Source organism: Myxococcus hansupus (assembly GCF_000280925.3).
Taxonomy (GTDB): domain Bacteria; phylum Myxococcota; class Myxococcia; order Myxococcales; family Myxococcaceae; genus Myxococcus; species Myxococcus hansupus.
Window position 1 is genome coordinate 7,233,421 of record NZ_CP012109.1, and the last position, 21,177, is coordinate 7,254,597.

Annotated in this window: 22 protein-coding genes; 14 read left to right on the plus strand and 8 right to left on the minus strand. The window is 71.5% G+C overall.

Annotation, left to right across the window (positions count from 1 at the left end; translation table 11 throughout):
- Positions 1 to 37: 37 nt before the first annotated feature.
- Together A176_RS28230 and A176_RS40270 are read right to left on the minus strand one after the other, a co-directional pair.
- Positions 38 to 949, minus strand: coding sequence for a hypothetical protein (locus A176_RS28230; protein WP_002635199.1), 912 nt, complete (start codon positions 947 to 949; stop codon positions 38 to 40).
- Positions 946 to 1,311 carry a hypothetical protein gene (locus A176_RS40270; RefSeq protein WP_021781007.1) on the minus strand — a complete coding sequence of 122 codons (366 nt, stop codon included), beginning with the start codon at positions 1,309 to 1,311 and terminating at the stop codon, positions 946 to 948. Before A176_RS40270 ends, A176_RS28230 begins: the two co-directional genes overlap by 4 nt.
- Positions 1,312 to 1,351: 40 nt before the next feature.
- On the opposite strand from A176_RS40270, the gene A176_RS28235 reads away from it, so the two are divergent.
- On the plus strand, positions 1,352 to 2,218 hold the full coding sequence (locus A176_RS28235; protein WP_002635197.1) for a 50S ribosomal protein L11 methyltransferase: 867 nt from the start codon (positions 1,352 to 1,354) through the stop codon (positions 2,216 to 2,218).
- A gap of 135 nt (positions 2,219 to 2,353) precedes the next feature.
- Here the strand turns inward: A176_RS28235 and A176_RS28240 are convergent, their stop codons facing one another.
- Complete coding sequence (locus A176_RS28240; RefSeq protein ID WP_002635196.1) at positions 2,354 to 3,475, minus strand: metal-dependent hydrolase; 1,122 nt, start codon at positions 3,473 to 3,475, stop codon at positions 2,354 to 2,356.
- A 173-nt stretch (positions 3,476 to 3,648) separates the two neighbouring features.
- On the opposite strand from A176_RS28240, the gene A176_RS28245 reads away from it, so the two are divergent.
- The 4 genes from A176_RS28245 to A176_RS28260 all read left to right on the plus strand — a co-directional run bounded on the left by A176_RS28245 (position 3,649) and on the right by A176_RS28260 (position 6,096).
- A complete protein-coding gene (locus A176_RS28245; protein ID WP_002635195.1) occupies positions 3,649 to 3,855 on the plus strand; it encodes a hypothetical protein in 207 nt (68 codons plus the stop codon).
- A gap of 46 nt (positions 3,856 to 3,901) precedes the next feature.
- A complete protein-coding gene (locus A176_RS28250) occupies positions 3,902 to 4,948 on the plus strand; it encodes an AraC family transcriptional regulator (protein WP_044889324.1) in 1,047 nt (348 codons plus the stop codon).
- Positions 4,949 to 5,077: 129 nt separating this feature from the next.
- Positions 5,078 to 5,572 (plus strand): Mpo1 family 2-hydroxy fatty acid dioxygenase, encoded by a 495-nt coding sequence (locus A176_RS28255; RefSeq protein ID WP_002635191.1) that lies wholly within the window; start codon positions 5,078 to 5,080, stop codon positions 5,570 to 5,572.
- 8 nt (positions 5,573 to 5,580) lie between these two features.
- Positions 5,581 to 6,096, plus strand: coding sequence for an Mpo1-like protein (locus A176_RS28260; protein ID WP_002635189.1), 516 nt, complete (start codon positions 5,581 to 5,583; stop codon positions 6,094 to 6,096).
- A 31-nt stretch (positions 6,097 to 6,127) separates the two neighbouring features.
- Here A176_RS28260 and A176_RS28265 read toward each other — a convergent pair whose 3' ends face one another.
- Positions 6,128 to 7,420, minus strand: a complete 1,293-nt coding sequence (locus A176_RS28265; protein WP_002635188.1) for an adenylate/guanylate cyclase domain-containing protein — start codon at positions 7,418 to 7,420, stop codon at positions 6,128 to 6,130.
- Between the two features lie 325 nt (positions 7,421 to 7,745).
- Between A176_RS28265 and A176_RS28270 the strand changes: the two genes are divergently transcribed.
- From A176_RS28270 to A176_RS28280, 3 genes are all read left to right on the plus strand, one after another.
- Positions 7,746 to 8,012 (plus strand): hypothetical protein, encoded by a 267-nt coding sequence (locus A176_RS28270; protein ID WP_044889322.1) that lies wholly within the window; start codon positions 7,746 to 7,748, stop codon positions 8,010 to 8,012.
- A gap of 76 nt (positions 8,013 to 8,088) precedes the next feature.
- Positions 8,089 to 8,823, plus strand: a complete 735-nt coding sequence (locus tag A176_RS28275) for a 16S rRNA (uracil(1498)-N(3))-methyltransferase (protein WP_002635185.1) — start codon at positions 8,089 to 8,091, stop codon at positions 8,821 to 8,823.
- A 110-nt stretch (positions 8,824 to 8,933) separates the two neighbouring features.
- Positions 8,934 to 9,200: a GlsB/YeaQ/YmgE family stress response membrane protein gene (locus A176_RS28280; RefSeq protein ID WP_002635184.1), complete on the plus strand. Its 267-nt coding sequence runs from the start codon at positions 8,934 to 8,936 to the stop codon at positions 9,198 to 9,200.
- 240 nt (positions 9,201 to 9,440) lie between these two features.
- On the opposite strand, the gene A176_RS38895 is transcribed toward A176_RS28280, so the two are convergent.
- Complete coding sequence (locus A176_RS38895) at positions 9,441 to 9,962, minus strand: hypothetical protein (protein WP_144429632.1); 522 nt, start codon at positions 9,960 to 9,962, stop codon at positions 9,441 to 9,443.
- Between the two features lie 94 nt (positions 9,963 to 10,056).
- Between A176_RS38895 and A176_RS38900 the strand changes: the two genes are divergently transcribed.
- The 5 genes from A176_RS38900 to A176_RS28305 are packed head-to-tail and all read left to right on the plus strand — an operon-like array spanning position 10,057 to position 17,069.
- The gene (locus tag A176_RS38900) at positions 10,057 to 10,407 is read left to right on the plus strand and encodes a hypothetical protein (RefSeq protein ID WP_144429633.1); all 351 of its coding nucleotides are present in this window, start codon (positions 10,057 to 10,059) and stop codon (positions 10,405 to 10,407) included.
- The gene (locus A176_RS28290) at positions 10,404 to 11,219 is read left to right on the plus strand and encodes an RDD family protein (protein ID WP_144429634.1); all 816 of its coding nucleotides are present in this window, start codon (positions 10,404 to 10,406) and stop codon (positions 11,217 to 11,219) included. The genes A176_RS38900 and A176_RS28290 overlap by 4 nt, the downstream gene beginning before the upstream one ends.
- Before the next feature lie 52 nt (positions 11,220 to 11,271).
- A complete protein-coding gene (locus A176_RS28295) occupies positions 11,272 to 14,133 on the plus strand; it encodes a GspE/PulE/PilB domain-containing protein (RefSeq protein ID WP_002635181.1) in 2,862 nt (953 codons plus the stop codon).
- Between the two features lie 21 nt (positions 14,134 to 14,154).
- Positions 14,155 to 15,687 (plus strand): sensor histidine kinase, encoded by a 1,533-nt coding sequence (locus A176_RS28300; protein ID WP_002635180.1) that lies wholly within the window; start codon positions 14,155 to 14,157, stop codon positions 15,685 to 15,687.
- On the plus strand, positions 15,684 to 17,069 hold the full coding sequence (locus tag A176_RS28305) for a sigma-54-dependent transcriptional regulator (protein ID WP_002635179.1): 1,386 nt from the start codon (positions 15,684 to 15,686) through the stop codon (positions 17,067 to 17,069). The genes A176_RS28300 and A176_RS28305 overlap by 4 nt, the downstream gene beginning before the upstream one ends.
- Positions 17,070 to 17,079: 10 nt before the next feature.
- Here the strand turns inward: A176_RS28305 and A176_RS28310 are convergent, their stop codons facing one another.
- Entirely contained in the window at positions 17,080 to 17,967 is an 888-nt protein-coding gene (locus A176_RS28310) for a LysR family transcriptional regulator (protein ID WP_002635178.1), read from the minus strand.
- 83 nt (positions 17,968 to 18,050) lie between these two features.
- Here A176_RS28310 and A176_RS28315 point away from each other — a divergent pair, with 83 nt between their 5' ends.
- Complete coding sequence (locus A176_RS28315) at positions 18,051 to 18,920, plus strand: SDR family NAD(P)-dependent oxidoreductase (RefSeq protein ID WP_002635177.1); 870 nt, start codon at positions 18,051 to 18,053, stop codon at positions 18,918 to 18,920.
- Between the two features lie 17 nt (positions 18,921 to 18,937).
- Here the strand turns inward: A176_RS28315 and A176_RS28320 are convergent, their stop codons facing one another.
- On the minus strand, positions 18,938 to 20,311 hold the full coding sequence (locus tag A176_RS28320; RefSeq protein WP_002635176.1) for a WS/DGAT/MGAT family O-acyltransferase: 1,374 nt from the start codon (positions 20,309 to 20,311) through the stop codon (positions 18,938 to 18,940).
- 28 nt (positions 20,312 to 20,339) lie between these two features.
- Positions 20,340 to 21,149 (minus strand): hypothetical protein, encoded by an 810-nt coding sequence (locus A176_RS28325; protein ID WP_044889320.1) that lies wholly within the window; start codon positions 21,147 to 21,149, stop codon positions 20,340 to 20,342.
- Between the last annotated feature and the right edge of the window lie 28 nt (positions 21,150 to 21,177).

The following is a 21,177-nucleotide window of genomic DNA, read 5'->3' on the forward strand; positions in this document are numbered from 1 at the left end:
GTGTGAAGGCAGGCCCCTCGGGACCGCGCGCCGCCGCTTAAAGGGCGGTGCTCCCGAGGGCGCCTTCGATGGCGTCGAGCAGCGGCTGCGCGGGAGCACCTGGGAGCTGGGCGCAGCCTCGCGCCAGCTCGCGCTTCATGCGCAGCCGGTCTGGCTGGGTGCGGGCTTCTCCGGCCAGTGTCTGGGGATCCACGGGCGACGCCAACAGCGTGGCGCAGGTGCGGAAGGTCTCCAGCCGGTCGAGGTCCGCCTCCTCCAGCGTCACGGGCATCCCATCCAGCGCCAGTCCGGCGAAGGAGAGTTCGCGAATCTCGTCCGCGGTCAGCACCAGGGCTCCGTTGAGCGTGAGCCTGGGCTGAGGTGGCGGCCCTTCGCCGCCCGCCAGCTCCACCACGCCGTCCACGGGCTTCTTCTCGCAGGGGACCTCGCGCAGGGACAGCAACTCATCCGCCTTGCGCGTCTCCCGCGTCTCGCCACCCTGGTTCAGTTGGACGATGCCGGCCACCACCGCCGGGACACCGACGATGAGCAGGCCCAGGCCCCAGCCCGTGGCCACCTCCCGGCCGGACGCGCCGTAGCGGCCTTGCGCGTCGATGGCGGTGCGGTTCGGTGAATCCGAGAACCACGTGCGTCCCGCCAGCAGCGTCCCGCCCAGCACCGTGAAGATGCCCCCCATGCTCACCGCCGACGCCGCGCCCCGGGAGTGGTGCGTGGAGATGACGTCCTCCGCGTACTCGCCATGCTCCTCCGCGCGGCAGATGTCCGCCGAGGAGAACGCCAACGTGAGCCGGGGCCACTGCACCTGTGTAGTGGCGAAGGGAATGCGCTCGTTCAGCGCCGTCTCCCGGGAGTAGGTGCGAATCAGCGGCCCGCGCTCGGTGCGCCGCTCCACGTCCAGCGGTGTGCACCCCACCGCCGCCACCAACGCCCCCACGCCCAGACGCTTCATGGCCGCTGCCCTTCCCAGAAGAAGCCCGCCGCGTCCGGGCATTCGGAGAGAAACCGCCGCGCGTCCGAACAGGTCGGAGGGTTCGCCGTGGTGGGCCCCCGTCCGAGCAGGGCCTCCCGGCACTTCAGGACGCGCTCCCGAGACGGGTCCGAGAAGGAGAAGGCGTCGTCCTCGCACCCGGTCCGCTGGAGGAGCGTGGACTCACACGCCGCCCCCGGGACGAGCTGCGCCGACACGCCGGGACAGGCCGCCGTCTGACAGAGCCGGACGACGACATCCCGACAGACCGAGGCATCCGGCGCTTCCGGACCGGAGCAGGCAGTCAGGCAGACCCAGGGCCACCAGCGAAAGAGGTGTTTCACGGCGCTTCCACGCTAGCCACGACGGGATTAAAGGGCCCGCATGTCCCAGACCTATCTGTCACTCACCGTGGAGTTGCCCGAGGAAGCGTCCGAGGCCGTACAGGACCTCCTCCACGAGTCGGGCGCACTGGGCCTCGAGGTGCGGGATCGCGAAGGGCCCATCATGCCGGGCGTGCGCGCACCGAACCCTGGCGAGGCCATTGTCATTGCCTACTTCGACGAGCGCGACACCGCCGAGGCCGCCCTCGATGAGGTGAAGGAGTCCCATCCCGACGCGAAGCTCACGTTGGACGAGCAGCCCCAGCAGGACTGGAGCAACGAGTGGAAGTCGCTCATCAAGTCCGTGCACGTGGGCCGCTTGTGGGTCGGTCCGCCCTGGGACAAGGCGAATGCCCCGGCGGGCACCGTGCAGCTCATCATCGAACCGAAGATGGCCTTTGGCACCGGTGACCACCCGACGACGGCACTGTGCCTCGCCGCCGTGGACGCGTACATGGCCGAGCACCCGGGGGCCTCCGTCCTCGACGTGGGCACCGGCACGGGCGTGCTGGCCATCGCCGCCAAGAAGCTCGGCGCGGGCCGGACCGTGGCCACGGACAATGACCCCATCTCCGTGGAGCTGGCGCAAGAGAACCAGACGGAGAACGGCACCCCGGACATCGAGGTGTCCGGCAAGGAGCTGACGCAGGTGGAGGGCACCTTCGACCTGGTGCTCGCCAACATCCTGGCCAACACCCTCATCGAGCTGGCGCCCCTGATTGTGGCGAAGACGAAGGACCGGCTCGTGCTCGCGGGCGTGCTGTCGCACCAGCGCGAGGACGTGGAGGCCGCCTATCGCAACCTGGGCCTCACCGTGCTGCCCGGTGCCACCCAGGGCGAGTGGGTGCGCATCGAACTGAAGCGCTGAGGCGGATGACCTCTTGGAGCGCCGGGCATCGAATTGCGTTGGGTCCGGCGCCCCATCCGCCCTCTCGGTGTGGAACTCGAGGGCCCGGGCCATGCCTGTGGGCCCCTCCGCACCTGAAGTCCGGCGGAGACGGACCTACTGCGCCTCGACACGGAGCGGCCGCAGCGCCGAATCCAGCTCCACGACGGCGGTGCCCAGTCCTCCGCTCTGCATGCGGGAGTAGCGGACATCGCGGATGGTGACGCGCCAGCCGTCGGGCTGTTCCTCCACCTGATACGAGGGGAGCCGCAGCCAGTTGGCCAGCCCACGAATCTGGGGCGCAGACAACGCGGCCTCGATGATGGGCCCCGGCTGGGGCTCACGCGGCGCGCTGGGGTCGCTGATGCGGAAGCGGCCCTCGGCCTCCGCCAGGAAGTCAGCGCGGACGAAGTGGTAGCGGTCCGGCCCCAACGCGATGATGTCCCGCACGAAGGGATTGGCCGGCAGCGGCCCCGCGATGGTGCGCTCCACGGGCAGGTTCTGCGCCCGAAGCCACGCCATCGCGCGCGGCGCCGCCACCTGCGAACCGACGAAGATGGCGCTCAGGTAGAGCACCAGCCCCACGCCGCACACCGTGGCCACCCGCTGCGCGGAGAGAATGTGCGTTCCACGCAGCCGCAGCCAGAGGATGGCGGCCACGCCCACGCACCACAGCACCTTCGCCGGCCACGGCACGAAGACGGGGAACATGATGAGCGCGGTGGAAGCGGCGCCCAGCACGCACCACCCGGCCGCCGACTTGCGCGTGCGCGCGTCCGCCATGATGACGGAGGTCCCCGCGAGCAGCCATACCCACGGGTCGATGATGAAGAGCGCGTCGCCGTAGAACCACGCGCCATCGAAGGGCATCAGCAGCCGGACGCCGTATGTGTTGAGCCAGTCCAGCGCGGGGTGGCTCAGCACGGAGAGCGTGGACAACAGCAGCAACGGCCCGACGCGCGCCGGCGGAAGGTCCGGGTGCTTGCGCCTTCGCACATACCGGTCCCACAGCAGCATCAACCCCGTGAGCACGAAGGGCCATAGACTCAGGGCCAGCACGCCGTGCGTCCATCCCCTGCGCCAGTAGAGGGAGGCATCCGAGCCTCCAAGGGCGAAGACCGCATCGACATCCGGCAGGTTGGCACCGATGACGAGCGTCGCGGTGGCCAGCGGCGTGGTGCGCTTCAGCCCCGCCTCCGCCATCCATGCGCCAACGAGCGAGTGCGCCAGATTGTCCATGCCAGGACCTATATCCCAGACGGCTCGCGCATCACCTCAGCGTGCCCACGGGTGTCTGTGCCCATGGGAAGGAGGTCCGCCGCGCGCCCCGTGCATTCCCTCAGGCGGGCAGGTCTTGACCCAACGCGAGGGACCGAACTACGGAACGCTTCCTACCCGGAATCTCTCACCGCATGAAAGTCCTGCTCATCATCGTCGGTGTACTGCTCGCGATCGCGGCCCTGACCTTCTATGGATACATCGTGCCCCTCGCCTGCGGGATGAACACCACCGGATGCAGCGAGGATCTCGGATTCTTCACCCAGAAGGCCCTGGTGCTGTTCTGGCCCGCATTCTTGCTAGGAGTAGCCCTGACCTCTTACGGCATCATCCGGAAGTAACCCACGATGGGCCCGAGGGCCGCGACGCTGCTAGCGTCACGCCCCCGTGGAGACGCCGCCCCCATCCCGGCCACCGGCCGACGTCCGTTCCCAGCTCGTGGGGCCGCTGCTCGCGTACCTGCGCGCGACGGGGCACGACCCCACGCCGCTGGTGGAGCGCTTCGGCCTGCCCACCAACGCCGGTGAACTCCCCGAGGTCACCCTCCCCCTCGCCACGCTCCACGCCTTCCTCGACGCGGCCGAGGCCCTGTCGGGCGACGCCTTCCTCGGGCTCCACGTCGCGCAGCGCGTCCCCCGGGGCAACTACGGCCTGGTCGAGTACATCGCCCGCGCCTCCCCCACCGTGCGGGACACCTTCCGCGCCCTGGCGCGCTACATGGCCCTGCTCGAGCCCACGTGGCAGGCGTCCTTCCAGGATGCTCCGGACGGCAGCGGCACCTTCATCTACAGCATCCCCGGCGAGCCCCTGGCCTACGGCCGCCACGCCAGCGAGTACGGCCTGGCCCTCTTCGTCCACGTCGGGCGACAGCTCACCGCGCACACGTGGAAGCCCCGCGACGTCGCCTTCGCGCACCCCGCCCCCTCAGACATCCGTCCCCTGGTGGAGCACTTCGGCGTCACCCCGGCGTTCGGAGAGGGACGCAACGCCCTGACGCTGGACGCCGCCACGCTGGCGCTGCGCATCGTGGACGCCGACCCCGTGCTCCTCTCCGTCCTGGAGCGCGCCGCGGAGGTGCCCGGTCCACCGCCCCCCGCCGAGCCTCCCGCCCCACCCTTCGTCCGGGACGTGCGCGACGCCGTCCGCTCCTCGCTGAGCGACGGGGCACCTCAAATGGGCGACGTGGCGAAGCGACTCCACGTCAGCCCCCGCACCCTCCAACGCCGGCTCACGGAAGCCGGCACGTCCTTCCAGGACGAGGTCGACGCGGTGCGCCGTGAGCTGGCCTTCGAGTACCTGCGCAACGCCCAGCTCGGCGTCAGCGAGGTGGCGTTCCTATTGGGGTACTCGGAGCTGAGCACCTTCGACCGCGCCTTCAAGCGATGGACGGGTTTGACGCCCCGCGTCTGGCGCGAGCAGACCGAGGCGGGCTGACCCCGCAGCCCGCGAACGGGCGCCCAGGCTGGCGTGTCCTGCCAGGAGATTGGCGTCCTCGGCCAGGAAACCTGGCGCCACTTCCCCTACGCTGCCGAGCCTCCACACCCCTTCGCTTCCGGAGGACGCATGCTCAAGCCCCAGGTCGCCGCCCTTTTCGACGAGTACTACTCTTCGCATCAGCACCCGACGAATCGGCTGACGCACAAGGTCGCCATCCCGCTCATCGTGCTCCACATCGTCGCCATGCTGGACTGGGTGCATCTGCTGGCGGTGCCGGCGATTCCCGGCGGCTCGCTGACGTTGGGCATGGTGGTGTTGGCGCTGGCCGCCGTCTGGTACCTCCGCGCCGACGTGAAGCTGGGCCTCATCGTGGTGTTGTTCATGGCCGCGTGCTTCCCGGTGGGCCGGATGATGCCCACGTGGAGCGTGGTGGCGGTGGCGGCGTTCGCGTGGCTGGTGCAGCTCGCCGGACACAGCGTCTGGGAGAAGAAGTCGCCCTCCTTCCTCACCAACATGGTTCACGCGCTGGTGGGCCCGCTCTTCTTCGTGGGTGTGCTCCTGGGGGACTACGTCCTCAAGCCGCAGCAGCAGGCCACGTCGTCCACGCCGGTCCGCGCTTAATCCCCGTCATGACGAGCTTCGCCGACAAGCTGCGCGTCTGGCTCCCCCTGCACGAGAACGGCGTCAGCCGCGCCGTGCACTTCGTGGGGGCCTACCTCTTCATCTTCGCGCTGCTCGTGCCGCTCAGCCTGCTCCGGCTGCCCGTGGGTGACGTGACGCTCACCGGGGCCCACGCGCTGCTCCTGGCCGTGGTGCTCTACGCCGTCACCTTGGAGTGGACGGCGGGGCTGCTCATGGCGGTGCCGCTGGCCCCCACCCTGCTCGCCGCGGAGGCGGTCGTCGCCCGCTTCCCCGCGGGCACCGCCGTCGCGGTGGCGCTGGGCGTCATGGCCGTGCGCTTCGCGCTCGTCGTCGGCGCGCACGTCGTCTTCGAGAAGAAGACCCACGGCCTGTCCCTGGGCGGGCCGCTGCTCTTCTTCATCGAGCCGGTGTACCTGCTCACCGTCGCCCTCTTCTCGCTGGGCATGAAGCAGTCGCTCCACGCCGAGGTGAAGGCGGGGCACGGGGCCTCTCTCCCCGCGTGAGTCCGCGGGTTCAACGGGCCGTGACGGCGCCTCAGGTGCCCGTCGCGGCCCGGAACACGGGCTCCTCTGGTGCCTGGGCGGTGCGCGGCCCCAGCAGCGAATAGACGACCACCGACTCCCGTCGGCCCTTCACGTGCGCCTCACCCAGGCGCTCGCCCTGGAAGTGGCCGCCGCCCATCATCCACGTCCGCTCGCTCACCAGGATGTCCACGCCGTGGGACTTCGTGAGCCCCTCCACGCGGGAGGCCAGGTTCACCGCGTCGCCAATGACGGTGTACTCGTGCTGCTCGGCGCCTCCGAGCATGCCCGCCGCCACCACGCCGGTGTGCAGGCCAATGCCGATGCGCAACGGCGACAGCCCGCGCTGGATGCGCTGCGCGTTGATGTCCTCCAGCTTGGCCCGCATGTCGAGCGCCGCGCGCAGGGCGAGCTCGGCGTGGTCCTCGCGCGCGTCCGGCACGCCCCAACACGCGAGCATCCCGTCCCCCAGGAACTTGTTCACGATGCCGTCGTGCGCCATCACGATGTGGGCCATGTGCCCGAAGTAGTCGTCGAGGAACGCCAGCACCTCGCCCGGGTCCAACGTCTCGCTCAGCGCGGTGAAGTCGCGGATGTCGCTGAAGAGGATGGTGACGTCACGCTGCACCGGCTGGAGCGAGGCGTCCCCCAACTGCATCACCCGCTCCACCACCTGCTTCGGCAGGAAGCGGGAGAGCCCGTCACGGCGCCGCAGGTTGAGGAACATGCCCCCCACGTCTGAGTTCGTCAGCGCGATGAGCGCGCCCAGCGCCGCGTAGCAGATGAGCACGAAGCTGACGCGCGCCACCGAACCATGCCCCGTCATCCAGGCGAGCAGCGCATACGCGGCGCTGGACAGCACGGTGGACAGCAGCACGTGCCACCACGAATAGCGCACCACGGAGAACGCCAGCACCATGCCCAGGCTGGCGCACAGCATGCCCGCGTCGAACTCGCCGGACAGGCGCCACGTGTGCCACGCCATGAAGGAGAAGAAGAAGGTATCCGCCAGCGCCGTGGGCACCGGCAGCCACCGCGCCCGGTGGGGCTCAGGCCGTTGGAACATCAGCACGACGATGGCGACGACGGAGAAGAAGACGTAGGCGCCAATGGCTTGCAGACGCAGGCCGTCCAGCGGAGGTGAGTACGTCTCGCCGCCGCCCCACGCGATGAAGACCTGGCTGACCGACATCATCAACACCACGATGAGGCGGACAATCGCCACGCGGCGCTCCCCCTGAAGCGAGCTGGTCGCCAGCACCAACGCTTCATTGGAGTGAGGAGAGACCTTGTCGCGTCGACGCATGGTGACGTGCACTTCCAGCCCCGTGCAGGATGGGCGTTCGTGGAGCCGCCGCGCGCTCGTGGCGCGCGCTACGTTCCGGGTGTCACTCCGCGGGGGACTCACAGCACCGGGGCTCCATCGTGCCTCAAGTTCCCGAGTAGCCGTGAGCCGCGTTCCGTCCCCGACCCGCGCAACTTTTGCGTGTGCCGGCACATCACCTCTCCCAAGCCACCTCGAAAACGACTCGGCAGGTGGAGCACCCGGTGCCCAACCTGGACAACGGGCCGCCTCCGGCGCAGTCTTGAATTACACGTTATTCTAGCACTTCAAGGAGGTTGCCGTGCGGATGATTTGGAGCGGTGTGCTGGCCTTCGGACTCATGGCCTGCGGCGGTGTCGAGCCCGTCCAGGGTGAAGCGCCCGAGGCCACGGAGAGCGCCGCGCAGCTTCAGTCGGAGTCATCGGAGCTGAATGGCGCCTGTGAGTCCCTCATCGGCACGTTCTGCAATCCGAGGCACCCGGATCGCTTCTGCTACTGGAGCGACGGCGCCGAGGGGAACTGTTACTGCCAGTCTCCTCCGTTCAACAAGTGGGTCTGCGACTACAACGGTTGAGCGCGCGCCTTCCGCCGCTTGAAGTGGGCGGCCCCCGGGTCCAGAGTCCACGCGCCCCGCGCCGTTGGAGACTGCCTTGGTCCGCCTCTTCGCCCCTTTGCCCGAGCCCGCGCCCACGGAAGTGGAGCTGACGGGCGAGCGTCGTCACTACCTCCTGCACGTCCTCCGCTTGGAGGAAGGTGACGCGTTGGAGCTCTTCGACGGGCAGGGCCGGAGCTTCGAGGCCCGCGTCGCTCAGGTCACGCCGGAGTCGGTGCGCGTGACGCTGGGGACGGCGCGCGTGGCGCCGCCGCGCCGCGAAGTGAGCGTGCTTCAGGGACTCCCCAAGGGCGACAAGCTGGAGCTGGTGCTCCAGAAGGGCACCGAGCTGGGCGCCACCGCGTTCCATCCCGTGGCCACCGCGCGGAGTGTCGTGAAGCTCGAGCCCAAGCGCGCGGAGGAGCGCACCGCGCGGTGGTCGAAGATCGTCGAGGAAGCGGCCCGCCAATGCCGCAGGAACGACGTGCCACGCGTGGCCACGCCCGCTCCGCTGCTGGAGGCGGCACGCTCGCTCGCCGCGGGCACGGTGCTGCTGGTGCTCGATGAAGAAGAGTCCGCGGTACCGCTGGGCGAGGCGTTCCGGGCGGCGGGCGCTGGTACGGCCGTGGCGTTGGTGATTGGTCCCGAAGGGGGTCTTGCGCGCGAAGAAGTGGAGGGCTTGATGGCCCTGGGCGCGAGGCCTGTCACCCTGGGCAAGCGCATCCTTCGCACGGAGACGGCGGCGCTCGCGGCGCTGGCGGTGATGATGCACCTCGACGGTGAACTCGGATAGCAGGGGGCCAGCCAACCGCATGGAGAGCGCGGTTCACACTGTCCAAAGATGATTCCTACTTTTCTGCCGACGGGGACCTCGCGTGGTCCCTCAACACAGGAGAGACACTCATGGGGATCATCGCATTCATCGTCATCGGCCTCATCGCGGGTCTCATCGCCCGCGCCATCCTCCCCGGAAAGCAGAGCATGGGGCTCGTCGCCACCACGTTGCTCGGCATGGTCGGCTCGCTCGTCGGCGGCCTCGTCGGCTCGCTGTTCCAGCGCGATGGGCGGCTCTTCGAAATCCGGCCTTCGGGCATCATCATGTCGGTGATCGGCGCAATCGTCGTGCTCCTGCTGGTGGGCGCAGCGGGACGGCGACGGGTACATGCCTGAGAGTGAACGGCTCTCCACGCCACGTCCCTCATGGGACGAGCGCATGACACATGACGAGCCCCTGACGGTTCCTCGGGCGAGGGACCTCGGGGGCTCGCACTTTTCTTGCCCCCGGCTCATGCCTGTTTTTTCATGTAGCAGTCGTCCAGCCGGAGGAGTCCGTTGTCCAAGTGCCTCAAGTGCGGTGCCGTGCTTCCACCCGTGGGTGACTGCCCTACCTGCGACACCGTCACGGTCCGCTCACCGGGCGTGCCCAGCTTTCTCGATCGCGACATCCGCATCGACCGCCGCACCGAGCCGCGCCCGGAGGAAGTGTCCACGCTCCCCGGCATGCCGGCCTTCGCGGACCTGGCGCAGCACGCCCCGCCTCCGCCGCCGTCCGTCGCGCCGCTCTCCACGCCCCTGCCGGGCCCCGCGACGCCTCGCGCCGCCCAGCCCCGGCCGCTTCAGCAGCCCGGTGCCGCCGCCCTTCGCGCCGCACAGCCCGGTGCCGCCGCGCAGCAGCCTGGCGCGGTGCAGGGACCTCCGGGCGCCAGTGCGCCGCAGTCCGCGCAGCCGCACGCTGGGCATCCGGGTGTCGCCGCGCAGCCTCGGGCCGCGGCTCCCGCGCAGCCTCGCGCCTCCGCGCAGGATGGCGGTGCGCCGCAGTCCGCGCAGCCTCGGGCAGCCGCTGCTGATGCCGGTGCGCAGGCCCGCGTCGCCGCTGCTGATGCCGGTGCGCAGCAGCCTCGCGCAGCCCATCCCGGAGCCGGTTTGCCGCAAGCTCGCGCCGCCGCGCCTGGAGCCAGTGTGTCTCCGTCCGCGCAGCAGCACGCGGCCGGCTTGCCGCAACCTCGCGCCGCCGCGCCTGGAGCCAGTGCGTCTCCGTCCGCGCAGCAGCACGCGGCCGGTTTGCCGCAACCTCGCGCCGCCGCTCCTGGAGCCGGTGCGTCTCCGTCCGCACAGCAGCACGCGGCCGGTGCGCCTCATGCCGCGCAACCGCACGCAGCCAGTGCGCAGCCCCGCGCGGCCCATCCTGGAGCCGGTGCGCCACAGCCCCGCGCAGCCGCTCACGCCCAGCAGCCTGGCGCGGCACAGCCGCACGCCGAGCATCCGGGTGTCGCCGCGCAGCCTCGCGCAGCCCAACCCGTCGCCGGTTTGCCGCAGCCTCGCGCCGCGGCCCCCGCGCAGCCGCGCGCGGCGGCTCCCTCGACCGGCTCGCCCATGACGCCCGCCTACGGGACGCCGCCGGTGTCTCCGGCGCCGCGCCCCCAGGCTCCCGCGCAGATGGCGGCCCCGTCCATTGCCCCCGTCGCCCCGGCGCACGTCGCGCAGGCAACACCTCCGGCGGCCTCGTCCGGCCTGCCTCGCATGGAGCAGCCAGCCGCACCGGCCGTGGCCCCCCTGGAAGCCTCCACGGGCCTGCACCGGATGGAGCAGCCCGCGGCGCCCGCCCCCTCGGGTCTGCCCCAGATGGAACCCCTCCTCCCAGGTGTGTCCCTGGGCGTCGCCCGCTCCGAGGCGATCCGGGTGGCCCCCGCCCAGACGAAGCCCGCCGCGGGAGGTTCGGAGGTCCGCGCCCGTCCGGCGGCGCTGTGGCGGCGCCTGCTCTCCTTCTCCGTCGACACGGCAGCCATCGCGGGTGTGGCGGCGCTCTACATCACCCTCGCCTCGTCCGTGACGGGGATGAAGGCGCCTGCCGCGGGGCTCAACGGCTTTGACGCGTTCGTGGCGTGGCTGCGGGCCCTCCACACCATCCTCATCCCCGGGTTTTTCCTCGTCCTGGTCCTCGCGCTCGTATACTGCGCGGTCGCAGCCTTCCTCTGGAACGGCAGGACGCTTGGCCGCCTGCTCCTGGGACTTCGGCTGGTCGACACACAGGGCATGGCTCCGGCGCCGGGGAGGGCCATCGTGCGCGCCCTGCTGTCCAGTGTGTCCTTCGTCTTCTTCCTCGGTGGCTTCTGGATGGCGCTTTTCGACCGGCGCGGGCAGACGCTTCATGACAAGCTGACGTCCACCTTCGTCGTCCAACCGAGCTGAACCCCCGACTCATTGTGCCTTGCGGCCGCGGCCGTAAGATGCCGCGCCCTACATGCCCGCCCGTCTCGCCCAGTTCCTCGTCTCGCGCATGCTTCTCACCCAGGAGAAGGCGGGGGAGGTGCTGCGCCAGCACCAGTCCCTGGGCGGGCAAGTCGACTCCGTGCTGTTGGAGCAGGGAGTCGCCTCCGAGCAGGACGTGCTCGCGATGCTCGGAGAGGTCTCCGGCTTCATGCCGGTGAACCTGATGGACTTCGAGCCCAATCCCGAAGTCGCCTCCTTCATCCCGCCCAAAATCGCCGAGCGCCTGTGCGTGGTGCCGTTGTCGCTCGACGGCAACACGCTGCACGTCGCCAGCGGTTACCCGGTGCCGAAGAAGGAGCTCGATGAGGTCGGCTTCCTGCTGGGGAAGCCGCTCGAGCTGTGGGTGGCCACCGAGGTCCGCGTCCGCGAGTGGGTCTCCACCATCTACCGCCAGCCGCTGGCCCCGCGCTTCGCCAGGCTCGCCGCGTCGTTGGATCCGGAGACCCAGGCCGCCCAGCCGCCGCCCCCGCCGCCCTCCTCCGAGGAAGAATCCCTCAGCGTGGACATGGTGGAGCGGCTGGCCCGCTCCGTCGCGGAGGAGCCGCTTCCCGCGGAGGTGAGCCCCCCGCCGAGCGCGCCGCCCCCCACCGCCAGGCCGCCAGCCAGCGCTTCAACGAGCGCGGTGCGTCCGCCGCCCCCGCCGCCCGAGGCCCTCACCGCCACGCCCGAGCCGCCTCCGGGTCCTCCCGCTTTCGTCCGGGCACCGCTGCGCCTGAACATGCCGCAGGCCGAGGCCCCCGCCCGCCCCGCGCAGCGCGCCAACCCGCAGACCGCGCAGATTCCGGTGCTGCCGTTCGCGGGCTCGGCCCCGAATGGCGCCCCTTCGCGTCCCGCGCAGCCGCCCTCGCCCCCCGCGACGGCCAGTGGACCGCCCGTGCTCACGCCGTCCGGCCCCCGCGCTCCGGCACCGTCCGCGAGCCCCAGCCCCAGCCCCTCCGCGCCGAGCGGAACCGCGGCCTCCTCGCCGCAGGGCGCACGGGGCCCCGCTTCGGTGGCGCCTCCCGCGGGCCCGCCGCAAGTCTGGCCCCCCGCGCAGTCCGGCGGTTCAGCGCCGCCGCAGGTGTGGCCGCCCGCCGCCGCCCAGTCGGCCGCGCCGCCCACGTTGCAGTTCTCGACGCCGGTGGTGCCCCCGAAGCCCGCGGCGCCTCCGCGCAGCGAGCCCGCGTTCCTCGTCTTCCCCAACCCCGGCGCCACACAGGCTCCGCCCCCGGCGCGTCCCAAGCCGGCCGCGTCCGCCCCACCGCCGGAGAGCCGCCCTTCCGTCCCCCCCGCCGGGCAGGACGCCACGCCGGACTGGACGCTGGCCCAGGCGCGCGCCGCGCTGAAGGAGGCCACCAAGGACCGCGACCGCCTCATCGACGTCGCGCTGCGCTTCGGGCGGCGGACCTTCGACTACGTCGCCGCGTTCGCCGTGCTGCGAGGCGGCGCCACGGGCCTGGAGGCTCGCGGCGAGGGCATGCTGGGTGAAGCGCTCACGCAGGTGTCCATTCCGCTCGACGCCAGCAGCGTGTTCCGCACGGTGGCCGTCACCCGTGGCAGCTACGCGGGCCCGCTGCCGCCGGACGCGCTCACGCGGCACTACCTGGAGCTGTTCGGCCGCCAGACGCCGCGCACCGTCTTCCTGTACCCGGTGGAGGTGAAGGGCCGGCTCGTGGCCATCCTCTACGGTGACTGCGGCCAGCGGCCCATCAGCCAGCGCCGCCTGTCCGACTACATCCTGTTCTGCCAGGACCTGCCGGCGGCCTTCCAGGAGCTCATCCTCTTCCGCAAGCAGCGCGCGGAGCTGCGCTCGCCGGACGAGGAGGAGCTCACCATCGACGTGGACCTGCCCGTGGCCACCACGCCCGCTCCCGCGCCCGCGGTGGTCGCCGGCCTGGGCTGGAGCCCCTTCTTCGGCCGAGGCGCCACCGGCAACATGGGCCGCGCCGCCGCGCTGCCGCCCCGCGCCCAGTCGCAGGAGGAGCGCCCGCCCCCGGACTTCGCGCCGCTGCTGCGCCGCCTCACCGGCCCGGACGCCGCGCAGCGCGCCAACGCCATGGCGGAGCTGGCGCGCTCGCCCGAGGCCAGCGCCCGCGTGCTCGCGCAGCACTTCCCCGGCCCCACGGCCTGGAGCCGGCTGCCCGTGGTGGAGCTGCCCGAAGCGGACGAGCTGGGGCCCATCCCCGGCGCGCTGTCCCGCCTGGGCCGGCCCGCCGCCCAGGCCGTGTCACCGCTGCTGGACGCCCAGGACGCGGACACGCGCTACTTCGCGCTGCTCACCGCCGGCAACCTGCCCTACGTGGAGCTGGTGGACGGTGTGCTGCGCGGCCTGTTCGACCTGGAGCCGGACATCTCCAGCGCCGCGCGCGTCGCCGCCGCCGCGCTCAAGCAACTGCCCCGGCTGGACGCCGCCCTGCGCGACCTCCGCCACGAACTCAACAGCCGAGACCCGCTGCGCCGCTCGCTGGCCGCGCGCGCCCTGGGCACGCTGCACGACCGCGACGCGATTGAGGGCCTCATCCGCCTCACGGGGGGCGACGACGAGATGTGCGCCCAGGCCGCCTCGGAGGCGCTGCGCGAGGTGACGCGCGCCACGCTGGGGCTCGACCCGCGCCTGTGGTCGACGTGGTGGATGGAGAACCGCAGCCGCCGCCGCGCGGACTGGCTCATCTCCGCGCTGCGCCACCGGGAGCTCGACGTGCGGCTGGCGGCCATCGAGGAGCTCAGCCGCGCGCTGCACGACACGCTGGGCTACTACGCGGACGCCCCGGAGACCGAGCGCGAGCACGCGGTGCGCCGCTGGGAAGCCGCGGCCGTGGAGCCGTCCAACGCGCGCCGGCTCGGCATGCTGTAGTCGCCTCCTCGGGAGCGCCCCATGACGGGTGGGATGTGGATCAGCCTGGTGGCCTGCGCGGGCCAGCTCGCCTTGGCGGGCCTGTCGCTGGCGCGCGTGGGCAAGAACCCGCTGGCCTTGCCGCTGTCCGTGCTGTGCATCGCCCTGTCGACGTGGAACTTCTGCGGCTTCGCGGGGGTCCGCGCGGACGAGGGCGGCTGGCGACTGGTGGGCTTCACAGCGGGCCTGATGACGGTGCCCTTCACGCTGCACTTCATCCTGACCTTCGTGGGGCGGCGGCGCGGGCTCGCCTGGGCCATGTACGGCACCTACGCCGTCTTCGGCGTGCTGGCCCTGGCCATGCTGGTCGCGCTGTTCGCCCCGTCCCTGGAAGCGCACCTGCTCACGCTGCGCTTCGGGCTGACCGTCACCGTGCTGACCGTCCTCGTGATGGGCTGGGCCTTCGCGCTGCTGGGATTGCACGTGCTGCGCTCGCGCCATCCGGATGAGCGGGCGCGCGCGGGCCTGGTGCTGCTGGGGCTGACGTTGGTGGTGGCGCTGCTGATGACGGAGCTGGCGGCGGAGCTCGGCCTGGAGATGGTGCGGCTGGGCCACGTGGGCACGCTGCTGGGCCTGCCGGTGATGGCGACCGCGGCGCTGCGCTTCGGACTCTTCGGCGACGACCTGGGCGCGCCCCGGCTCGCGCTGCACGCGGCGGGCATCGCGGGGCTGGGCGTGATGGCCTATCTGGCCGTCGTGCGGCTCTTCGTCGCGCAGGCGGGCACGCTCATCGTCTGCACCACGGCGGTGACGTTCGCCCTGGTCGCCGCGACGCGCCGGGGTGTCACCGCCTACGTCAGCCGGAACGAACGGCTGGAGCGGCTGGCCACGCTGGGCCGCTTCTCCGCGCAGATGGCGCATGACCTGAAGAACCCCATCGCCGCGATGAAGGGCGCCGCGCAGTACCTCAAGGTCGAGCACGCGCAGGGGCGGCCCTGGGACGGGCACGGCGAGTTCTTGGACCTGCTGCTGGAGCAGGTGGAGCGGCTGGACCGGGTGGTGGACACGTATCAACGGCTGGCGCGCGTGGAGCCCCTGCCGCGGCCCGTGAATCTGCACCGCCTGGTGGAGGGCGTGCTGTCGCTCCAGGCCTTCGCCAGTCCTGGCAAGGTCACCATCCTGCGCGAGCTGGCCCCCAACCTGCCGCCCTGCGCGGGGGACCTGGACCTGCTGGCCAACGCGCTGGAGAACCTGGTGCGCAACGCCTGCGAGGCCATGCCGGAGGGCGGCACCCTCACCGTGCGCGCGCTGCGTGACGGCGCGGACGTGGCGCTGGAAGTGGAGGACACCGGAGAGGGCATGGACGCCCGCACCCGCGAGCGCGCCTTCGACGACTTCTTCACCACCAAGGCCACTGGCAGCGGACTGGGGCTCGCCTTCGTCCGGCGCGTGGTGGAGGCGCACGGCGGCGAGGTGCTCCTGACAAGCCGGGAGGGGCGCGGTACGGTGGTTCGCATGCGCCTGCCGGCCATTGACGGAAGCAGGGCCTGCGCAGAGGCGGGGGAAGCCGCGTGAACGAGTCATTGAAGGGCACCGTGCTGCTGGTCGACGACGACCCGGCCGTGGCCAAGGTGCTGGGCGCCCTGCTGACGCAGGCGGGCCTGACGACGTACTCCGCGCGGGATGGACGGGAAGCCCTGTCCCTGCTGGCGAACAAGCCGGTGGACGTGGTGGTGAGCGACGTGCGCATGCCCGGCATGGATGGGCTCCAGGTGCTCGCGGAGGTGTCGCGCGGCTGGCCGGACGTCCCTGTCATCCTGCTCACCGCGCATGGCACGGTGCCGCTCGCGGTGGAGGCGATGAAGGCGGGCGCCGCGGACTTCGTGCTCAAGCCCTTCGACCGGGAGGAGATTCTCTTCACCGTGAGCAAGGCCCTGCTGCGCGCGCACCGCGACGACGGACGCCAGCAGACGCGGGCCACGGGCGGGTTCATCGGCTCGAGCCGGGCCATGTCGGACGTGCAGGCCGTCCTCGCGAAGGCCGCCGCCGGCACCGCCACGGTGCTGCTGCGGGGCGAGTCCGGCACGGGCAAGGAGCTGGCCGCCAAGGCCGTGCATGACGCCAGCCCCCGGCGCGACGGCCCCTTCGTGAAGCTGCACTGCGCGGCCCTGCCGGACACGCTGCTGGAGAGCGAGCTGTTCGGCTACGAGAAGGGCGCCTTCACCGGCGCGGCCACGCGCAAGCCCGGACGCGTGGAGCTGGCCCACGGCGGCACGCTGTTCCTCGACGAGGTGGGGGACATCTCCCCCGCCGTCCAGGTGAAGCTCCTGCGCGTCATCCAGGAGCGCGAGCTGGAGCGGCTGGGCGGCACGCAGACGGTGAAGGTGGACGTCCGCTTCGTCGCGGCCACGCACCAGCCGCTGGAGGAGCGCGTGAAGGAAGGTCGCTTCCGCGAGGACCTCTTCTACCGGCTCAACGTGGTGCCGGTGTGGCTGCCTCCACTGCGCGAGCGCCCGGACGACATCGAGCCCCTGGCCCTGCACTTCCTCGAGGCCCACGCGAAGACGAACGGGCGGCCGCCCTTCACCCTCACCGCGGACGGGCTCGCGGCGCTGCGGGCCCAGCCGTGGCCGGGGAACGTGCGCCAGCTCCAGAACTTCCTGGAGCGGCTGGTGGTGCTCTCGGACACGCAGGTGCTGGGGGGACAGGAGGTCCTCCAGGAGCTGGCGCGGCAGCCGGGGCTGTCCCCCGCCCCCAGCGCGGTGAGCGTCGCCGAGGTGCCCGTGCCCGCGGCGGACTCCGCCCGGACGTTGGAGACCCAGCGCAAGGAGATGGAGCGGCAGGCCATGGCGGACGCGCTCAAGCGCGCGGGTGACAACCGGACGTTGGCGGCGCGGCTGCTCGGCATCAGCCGGCGCACGCTCTACAACAAGCTGGAGGAGTACGGCCTGCTGTAAGGCGCCGCGCTCAACGCACGCGCAGGAAGTCGACCAACGCCCGCAGCTTGGGGGCGAGGTTCTTCCGGTTGGGATAGTAGAGGTAGAGCCCGGGGAAGCTCGGGCAGTAGCGCGTGAGCACCCGGACGAGCCGCTTCGCCGCGAGGTGCTCGGTCACGGTGTGCTCCATGACGTAGGAGAGCCCCAGCCCGTCGAGCGCCGCGAGCACCATCACCTCGTTGTCGTTGGTGACGACGCGGCCATCGACCGCGACGGTGAGTTCGCGGCCCTCCACCTCGAACTCCCAGCGGGCGATGTCGCGACCCGTGACGTGCCGATAGTTGATGCAGTCGTGTGCGGAGAGCTCGCGCGGGTGCCTCGGCTTCGGATGCACGTCGAAGTAGGCGGGCGCGCCGACCACCGCCATGCGAAAGCCGCCCGTGATGGGCACCGCGACCATGTCCCGTTCGAGCCGCTCGCCCAGGCGGATGCCGGCGTCGCAGCCCTCCGCGACGATGTCGCTCAAGCCATCATCGAGCGTGACGTCGATGCGCACCTCGGGATGCGCGGTGAGGAAACGCCCGAGCATGGGTTTGAGGACGGGTCCAACCGCCAGCCGGGGAACGTTGAGGCGCAGCGTCCCCGAAGGCCGGCCCCGTGCGTCTTCGAGCACCGCGAAGGCCCCCTGGAGGCTCGCCATGGCCGGGCGGAGTTCGGCGACGAAGCGCGCCCCCGCCTCGGTCAGGCTGACGCTGCGCGTGGTTCGCTGAACCAGCCGGATGCGCAAGCGCTCCTCCAACGCGCCAATGGCCTGACTCACCGCCGACGGAGTGACTCGCAACGCCGCGGCCGCGGCCGTGAAGCTGCGCTTCTCCGCGACCAGGAGGAGCTCTCGTAACCCGGCGAAGTCCTCGCTCATGGCGGGATTTGTTAGCACGTCTAACAACTGCATGTCGGGGGCGGGCGCTAATCCGCGCGGCACCCGGCGGTTACGTTGCAGACATGAACACGAACACGAACGCCCCTTCCCTCCCTGCTTCCGCCAAGGTCTGGTTCATCACGGGCGCCGCGTCTGGCTTCGGCCGCGCGCTCGTCCGCGAAGCCGTGGACCGTGGCGATGCCGTCGTGGCGACGGCACGCAAGCCCGAGTCACTCGCGGACCTGGTCGCCCTGGCCCCCAGCCGCGTGCTCGCGCTTCGCCTCGACGTCACCCAGCCCGCGCAGTCTCACGCCGCCGTGACGGAGGCGCTCTCGCACTTCGGCCGCATCGACGTGCTCGTCAACAACGCGGGCTTCAGCATCATTGGCGCCGTCGAGGAGACGAGCGACGAGGCCCTGCGCGACACCCTGGAGCTGATGTTCTTCGGCGCCGCGCGGCTCACGCGGGACGTGGTGCCCCACCTGCGCGAACGTGGCGCGGGCACCATCGTGCAGATGTCGAGCATGGCGGGGCTCAACACCTCGCCCGGCTTCAGCGCCTACTGCGCGGCGAAGCACGCGCTCGAAGGATTCTCCGAGTGCCTTGCCCATGAGCTTCGTCCCCATGGCGTGCGCGTCCTGATTGTCGAGCCCGGTACCTTCCGCACCTCGCTGTTTGGCGATGCGTTCCGGCGCATGCCCGAGCACCCCGCCTATGCCTCGACGTCTGGCACCCTCCGGGCCTGGGTGTCCCAGGCCGATGGTCAGCAACCGGGCGACCCCGCCAAGGCCGCGCGTGTCATCGTCGACGAAGTCGCGCGGCCCCTGAGGCCCGACGCGCCCTTGCGCCTGCCACTCGGCGGGGACGCCGTGGATGGGATTCGCCAGAAGCTGGCGTTCATCGCGGCGGACATCGACCACGGCGAGCGCGCCGCACGCGCCACGGCGTTCTAGACGCGAAGCGCCGTGAATCAATCCGGGTCGGTCGCGAGCGCGTCCAACTCCTCATGGAAGGCCTGGATGAGCGCATGCGGGTCATGCACCCGGCCCGCGTCCGCCGCGATGCCCACCGTCACCTGCCCCGCGTAGCTGAAGAGGCTGATGCCCAGGCTCAGGTGCCCCGTCTGCGGCACCCAGAACGTCAGGCCCTCCAGTCGGGTCCCCGCCAGGGACACCGGCTCGCGCGGGCCGGGCACGTTGGTGGCGATCAACGACGCCTTGGAGCCGAAGGTGTCCACCACCCACCGCTCCATCGCCGCGGGCGTGTGGCCCAGCAGTTCCAGCGCGCCGAAGGTCAGCACGGCCTCGGGTGAGCGCTTCAGCTTCTCCATTCGCCGGGTGAGTTCCTGCAACCGGCGAAGCGGCGTGCCCAGGCTCACGGGCAGGCGCAGGAACACCACGCCGAAGTGATTGCCCAGCTCGCGCGGCACGGGGGCATCCAGGGGCCGCAGGTTGACGGGCACCAGCGCGTGCAGGTCCGCCGGTGGCTCGCCCAGCGCGTGCAGGTAGCGCCGCAGCGCGCCCGCCACCGCCGTCAGCAACACGTCGTTCACGGTGCCGCCCAGCGCGCGGCCCACCGCCTTCACGCGCTCCAGCGGCACCGGGTCCGACCAGGCGGCGCGCTTCTGCGTCCCCAGCGGACCGCGCAGCGACGTGCGCGGGTCCGGCGGAATCACCAACAACTTCCCCATCGCCGCCGCGCCCCGAGCGCCCTGCACCAGCAAGTCGCCCGCGAGAATCGGCTCGGCGGCCAGCTCCGCGCCCTTGCGCCACACCGCCCGCGCCGTCCCCACCACCGCCCGCGCGCCCCGAACCCAGCTTTCGAGCCCGCCACGCTCCGGCCTCGGCTCCGGTTCGGGCGCGTCGAAGTCCGAGGACGCCTCCGACCCATCCGTGAGCGTCAGCAGCACCCGCGCCAGGGCCATCCCATCCGCGAGGCAGTGGTGCAGCCGCGCCAGCAGCACGTCGCCGCCCTCCGCGCCCGTCACCACGTGGAACTGCCACAGCGGCCGGGAGCGCTCCAGGGGCGTGCTCATCCACTGCCCCACCAGCGCCTCCAACGCCGCGCGGTCTCCGGGGGGCGGTACCTCCAGCCAGGACAGGTGCGCGTCCAAATCGAGCGCCGGCACCTCCTCCCACTGCGGCAGGCCCAGCAGGCCCGGCACCACGCGCTGCCGGAAGCGGGGGTAGCGCTCCACCAGCCGCTCCCGCACCACCGTCTTCAGCCGCTCGAAGTCCAGCCGGCCCTCGAACCAGAGCACGGCGGTAATCATCATCAGGTTGGCGGGTTCCTCCATGTGGAACCACAGCGCATCCACGCTCGACATCCGCTCCTGCGCCGCCATGACTCACGACCTCCCGGTGTGGGCCGTTCTACTTCTTTCCGCCCTCCGGGTTGACCCGTTCGAACTGAAAGGTCTGCTTCGTCGTGTCCTCCACCATCAGGGTGAGGACCTCTTCCTCCAAATCCCAGTCGTAGGCGCCGCCCCGGAACTTCAGCTTCGGCCCCGACAGCGGGATGACGCGCTTGTCACCACACACCGGGCCCACCGCCTGGCCATCCCGGGTGCGCAGCCGGATGCGGCCCTTGCCGGCCACCTCCACCGTGCCCCAGGCGCGCACCACCAGCGAGTTGCCCTCCCCCAGCGTCGCGGCCTCCAGGGACGTGCGCAGCACGAAGCAGCCCGTGGGCGACACCTGCAACGAGCGCGCATAGTCCGAGCGGGGCTGGGCCTCGATGCGCTCCTCCCGCGCCGTCACCTCGTCGGGAAGGCTGGCGGCCACCAGCGACCACGTCCCCACCAGGTTTTTCGGTGGCGGAGCTCCCGGCGCACGCACTCCCTCACAGGGCGCCTGGACATCCTTCTCCGGGCTGGGCGGAGCGGGCTCGAAGGAGCGCTGGCAGATGGGCTGACAGGCACGGGCCGAGCACTGCGCGTCGGACGGGGAGCACCCCGCGTTCCGGGTACACGCCTTGAGCCGCGCCAGGGCCTGCTCACAATCCTTGCGCATGCACGTGTCGATGCACTCCGCGTCGATGCACTCGGCCACGCAGGCCCAGTTGGTGGCGCCGCACACGCCGGCCACGGTGCGCGGGCGCTGCGAGGACGTCTGGGCGGCGGCGAGCGGCACACCGCCCAGCACCAGGAACAGCAGAACGGGGACGAGTCGGGAAGAGGACATGCCTCGGCGCAAGCTAGGCACGCCCTCC

Bases quoted from the DNA above. Each gene is read 5' to 3' on its own strand.
- A176_RS28295 (WP_002635181.1), top strand. From the start codon at position 11,272: ATGCCCGCCCGTCTCGCCCAGTTCCTCGTCTCGCGCATGCTTCTCACC.
- A176_RS28265 (WP_002635188.1), bottom strand. From the start codon at position 7,420: ATGCGTCGACGCGACAAGGTCTCTCCTCACTCCAATGAAGCGTTGGTG.
- A176_RS28315 (WP_002635177.1), top strand. From the start codon at position 18,051: ATGAACACGAACACGAACGCCCCTTCCCTCCCTGCTTCCGCCAAGGTC.
- A176_RS28270 (WP_044889322.1), top strand. From the start codon at position 7,746: ATGATTTGGAGCGGTGTGCTGGCCTTCGGACTCATGGCCTGCGGCGGT.
- A176_RS28230 (WP_002635199.1), bottom strand. From the start codon at position 949: ATGAAGCGTCTGGGCGTGGGGGCGTTGGTGGCGGCGGTGGGGTGCACA.
- A176_RS28245 (WP_002635195.1), top strand. From the start codon at position 3,649: ATGAAAGTCCTGCTCATCATCGTCGGTGTACTGCTCGCGATCGCGGCC.
- A176_RS28255 (WP_002635191.1), top strand. From the start codon at position 5,078: ATGCTCAAGCCCCAGGTCGCCGCCCTTTTCGACGAGTACTACTCTTCG.
- A176_RS28235 (WP_002635197.1), top strand. From the start codon at position 1,352: ATGTCCCAGACCTATCTGTCACTCACCGTGGAGTTGCCCGAGGAAGCG.
- A176_RS28310 (WP_002635178.1), bottom strand. From the start codon at position 17,967: ATGAGCGAGGACTTCGCCGGGTTACGAGAGCTCCTCCTGGTCGCGGAG.
- A176_RS28260 (WP_002635189.1), top strand. From the start codon at position 5,581: ATGACGAGCTTCGCCGACAAGCTGCGCGTCTGGCTCCCCCTGCACGAG.
- A176_RS28290 (WP_144429634.1), top strand. From the start codon at position 10,404: ATGACGCCCGCCTACGGGACGCCGCCGGTGTCTCCGGCGCCGCGCCCC.
- A176_RS28240 (WP_002635196.1), bottom strand. From the start codon at position 3,475: ATGGACAATCTGGCGCACTCGCTCGTTGGCGCATGGATGGCGGAGGCG.
- A176_RS28325 (WP_044889320.1), bottom strand. From the start codon at position 21,149: ATGTCCTCTTCCCGACTCGTCCCCGTTCTGCTGTTCCTGGTGCTGGGC.
- A176_RS28280 (WP_002635184.1), top strand. From the start codon at position 8,934: ATGGGGATCATCGCATTCATCGTCATCGGCCTCATCGCGGGTCTCATC.
- A176_RS28300 (WP_002635180.1), top strand. From the start codon at position 14,155: ATGACGGGTGGGATGTGGATCAGCCTGGTGGCCTGCGCGGGCCAGCTC.
- A176_RS28320 (WP_002635176.1), bottom strand. From the start codon at position 20,311: ATGGCGGCGCAGGAGCGGATGTCGAGCGTGGATGCGCTGTGGTTCCAC.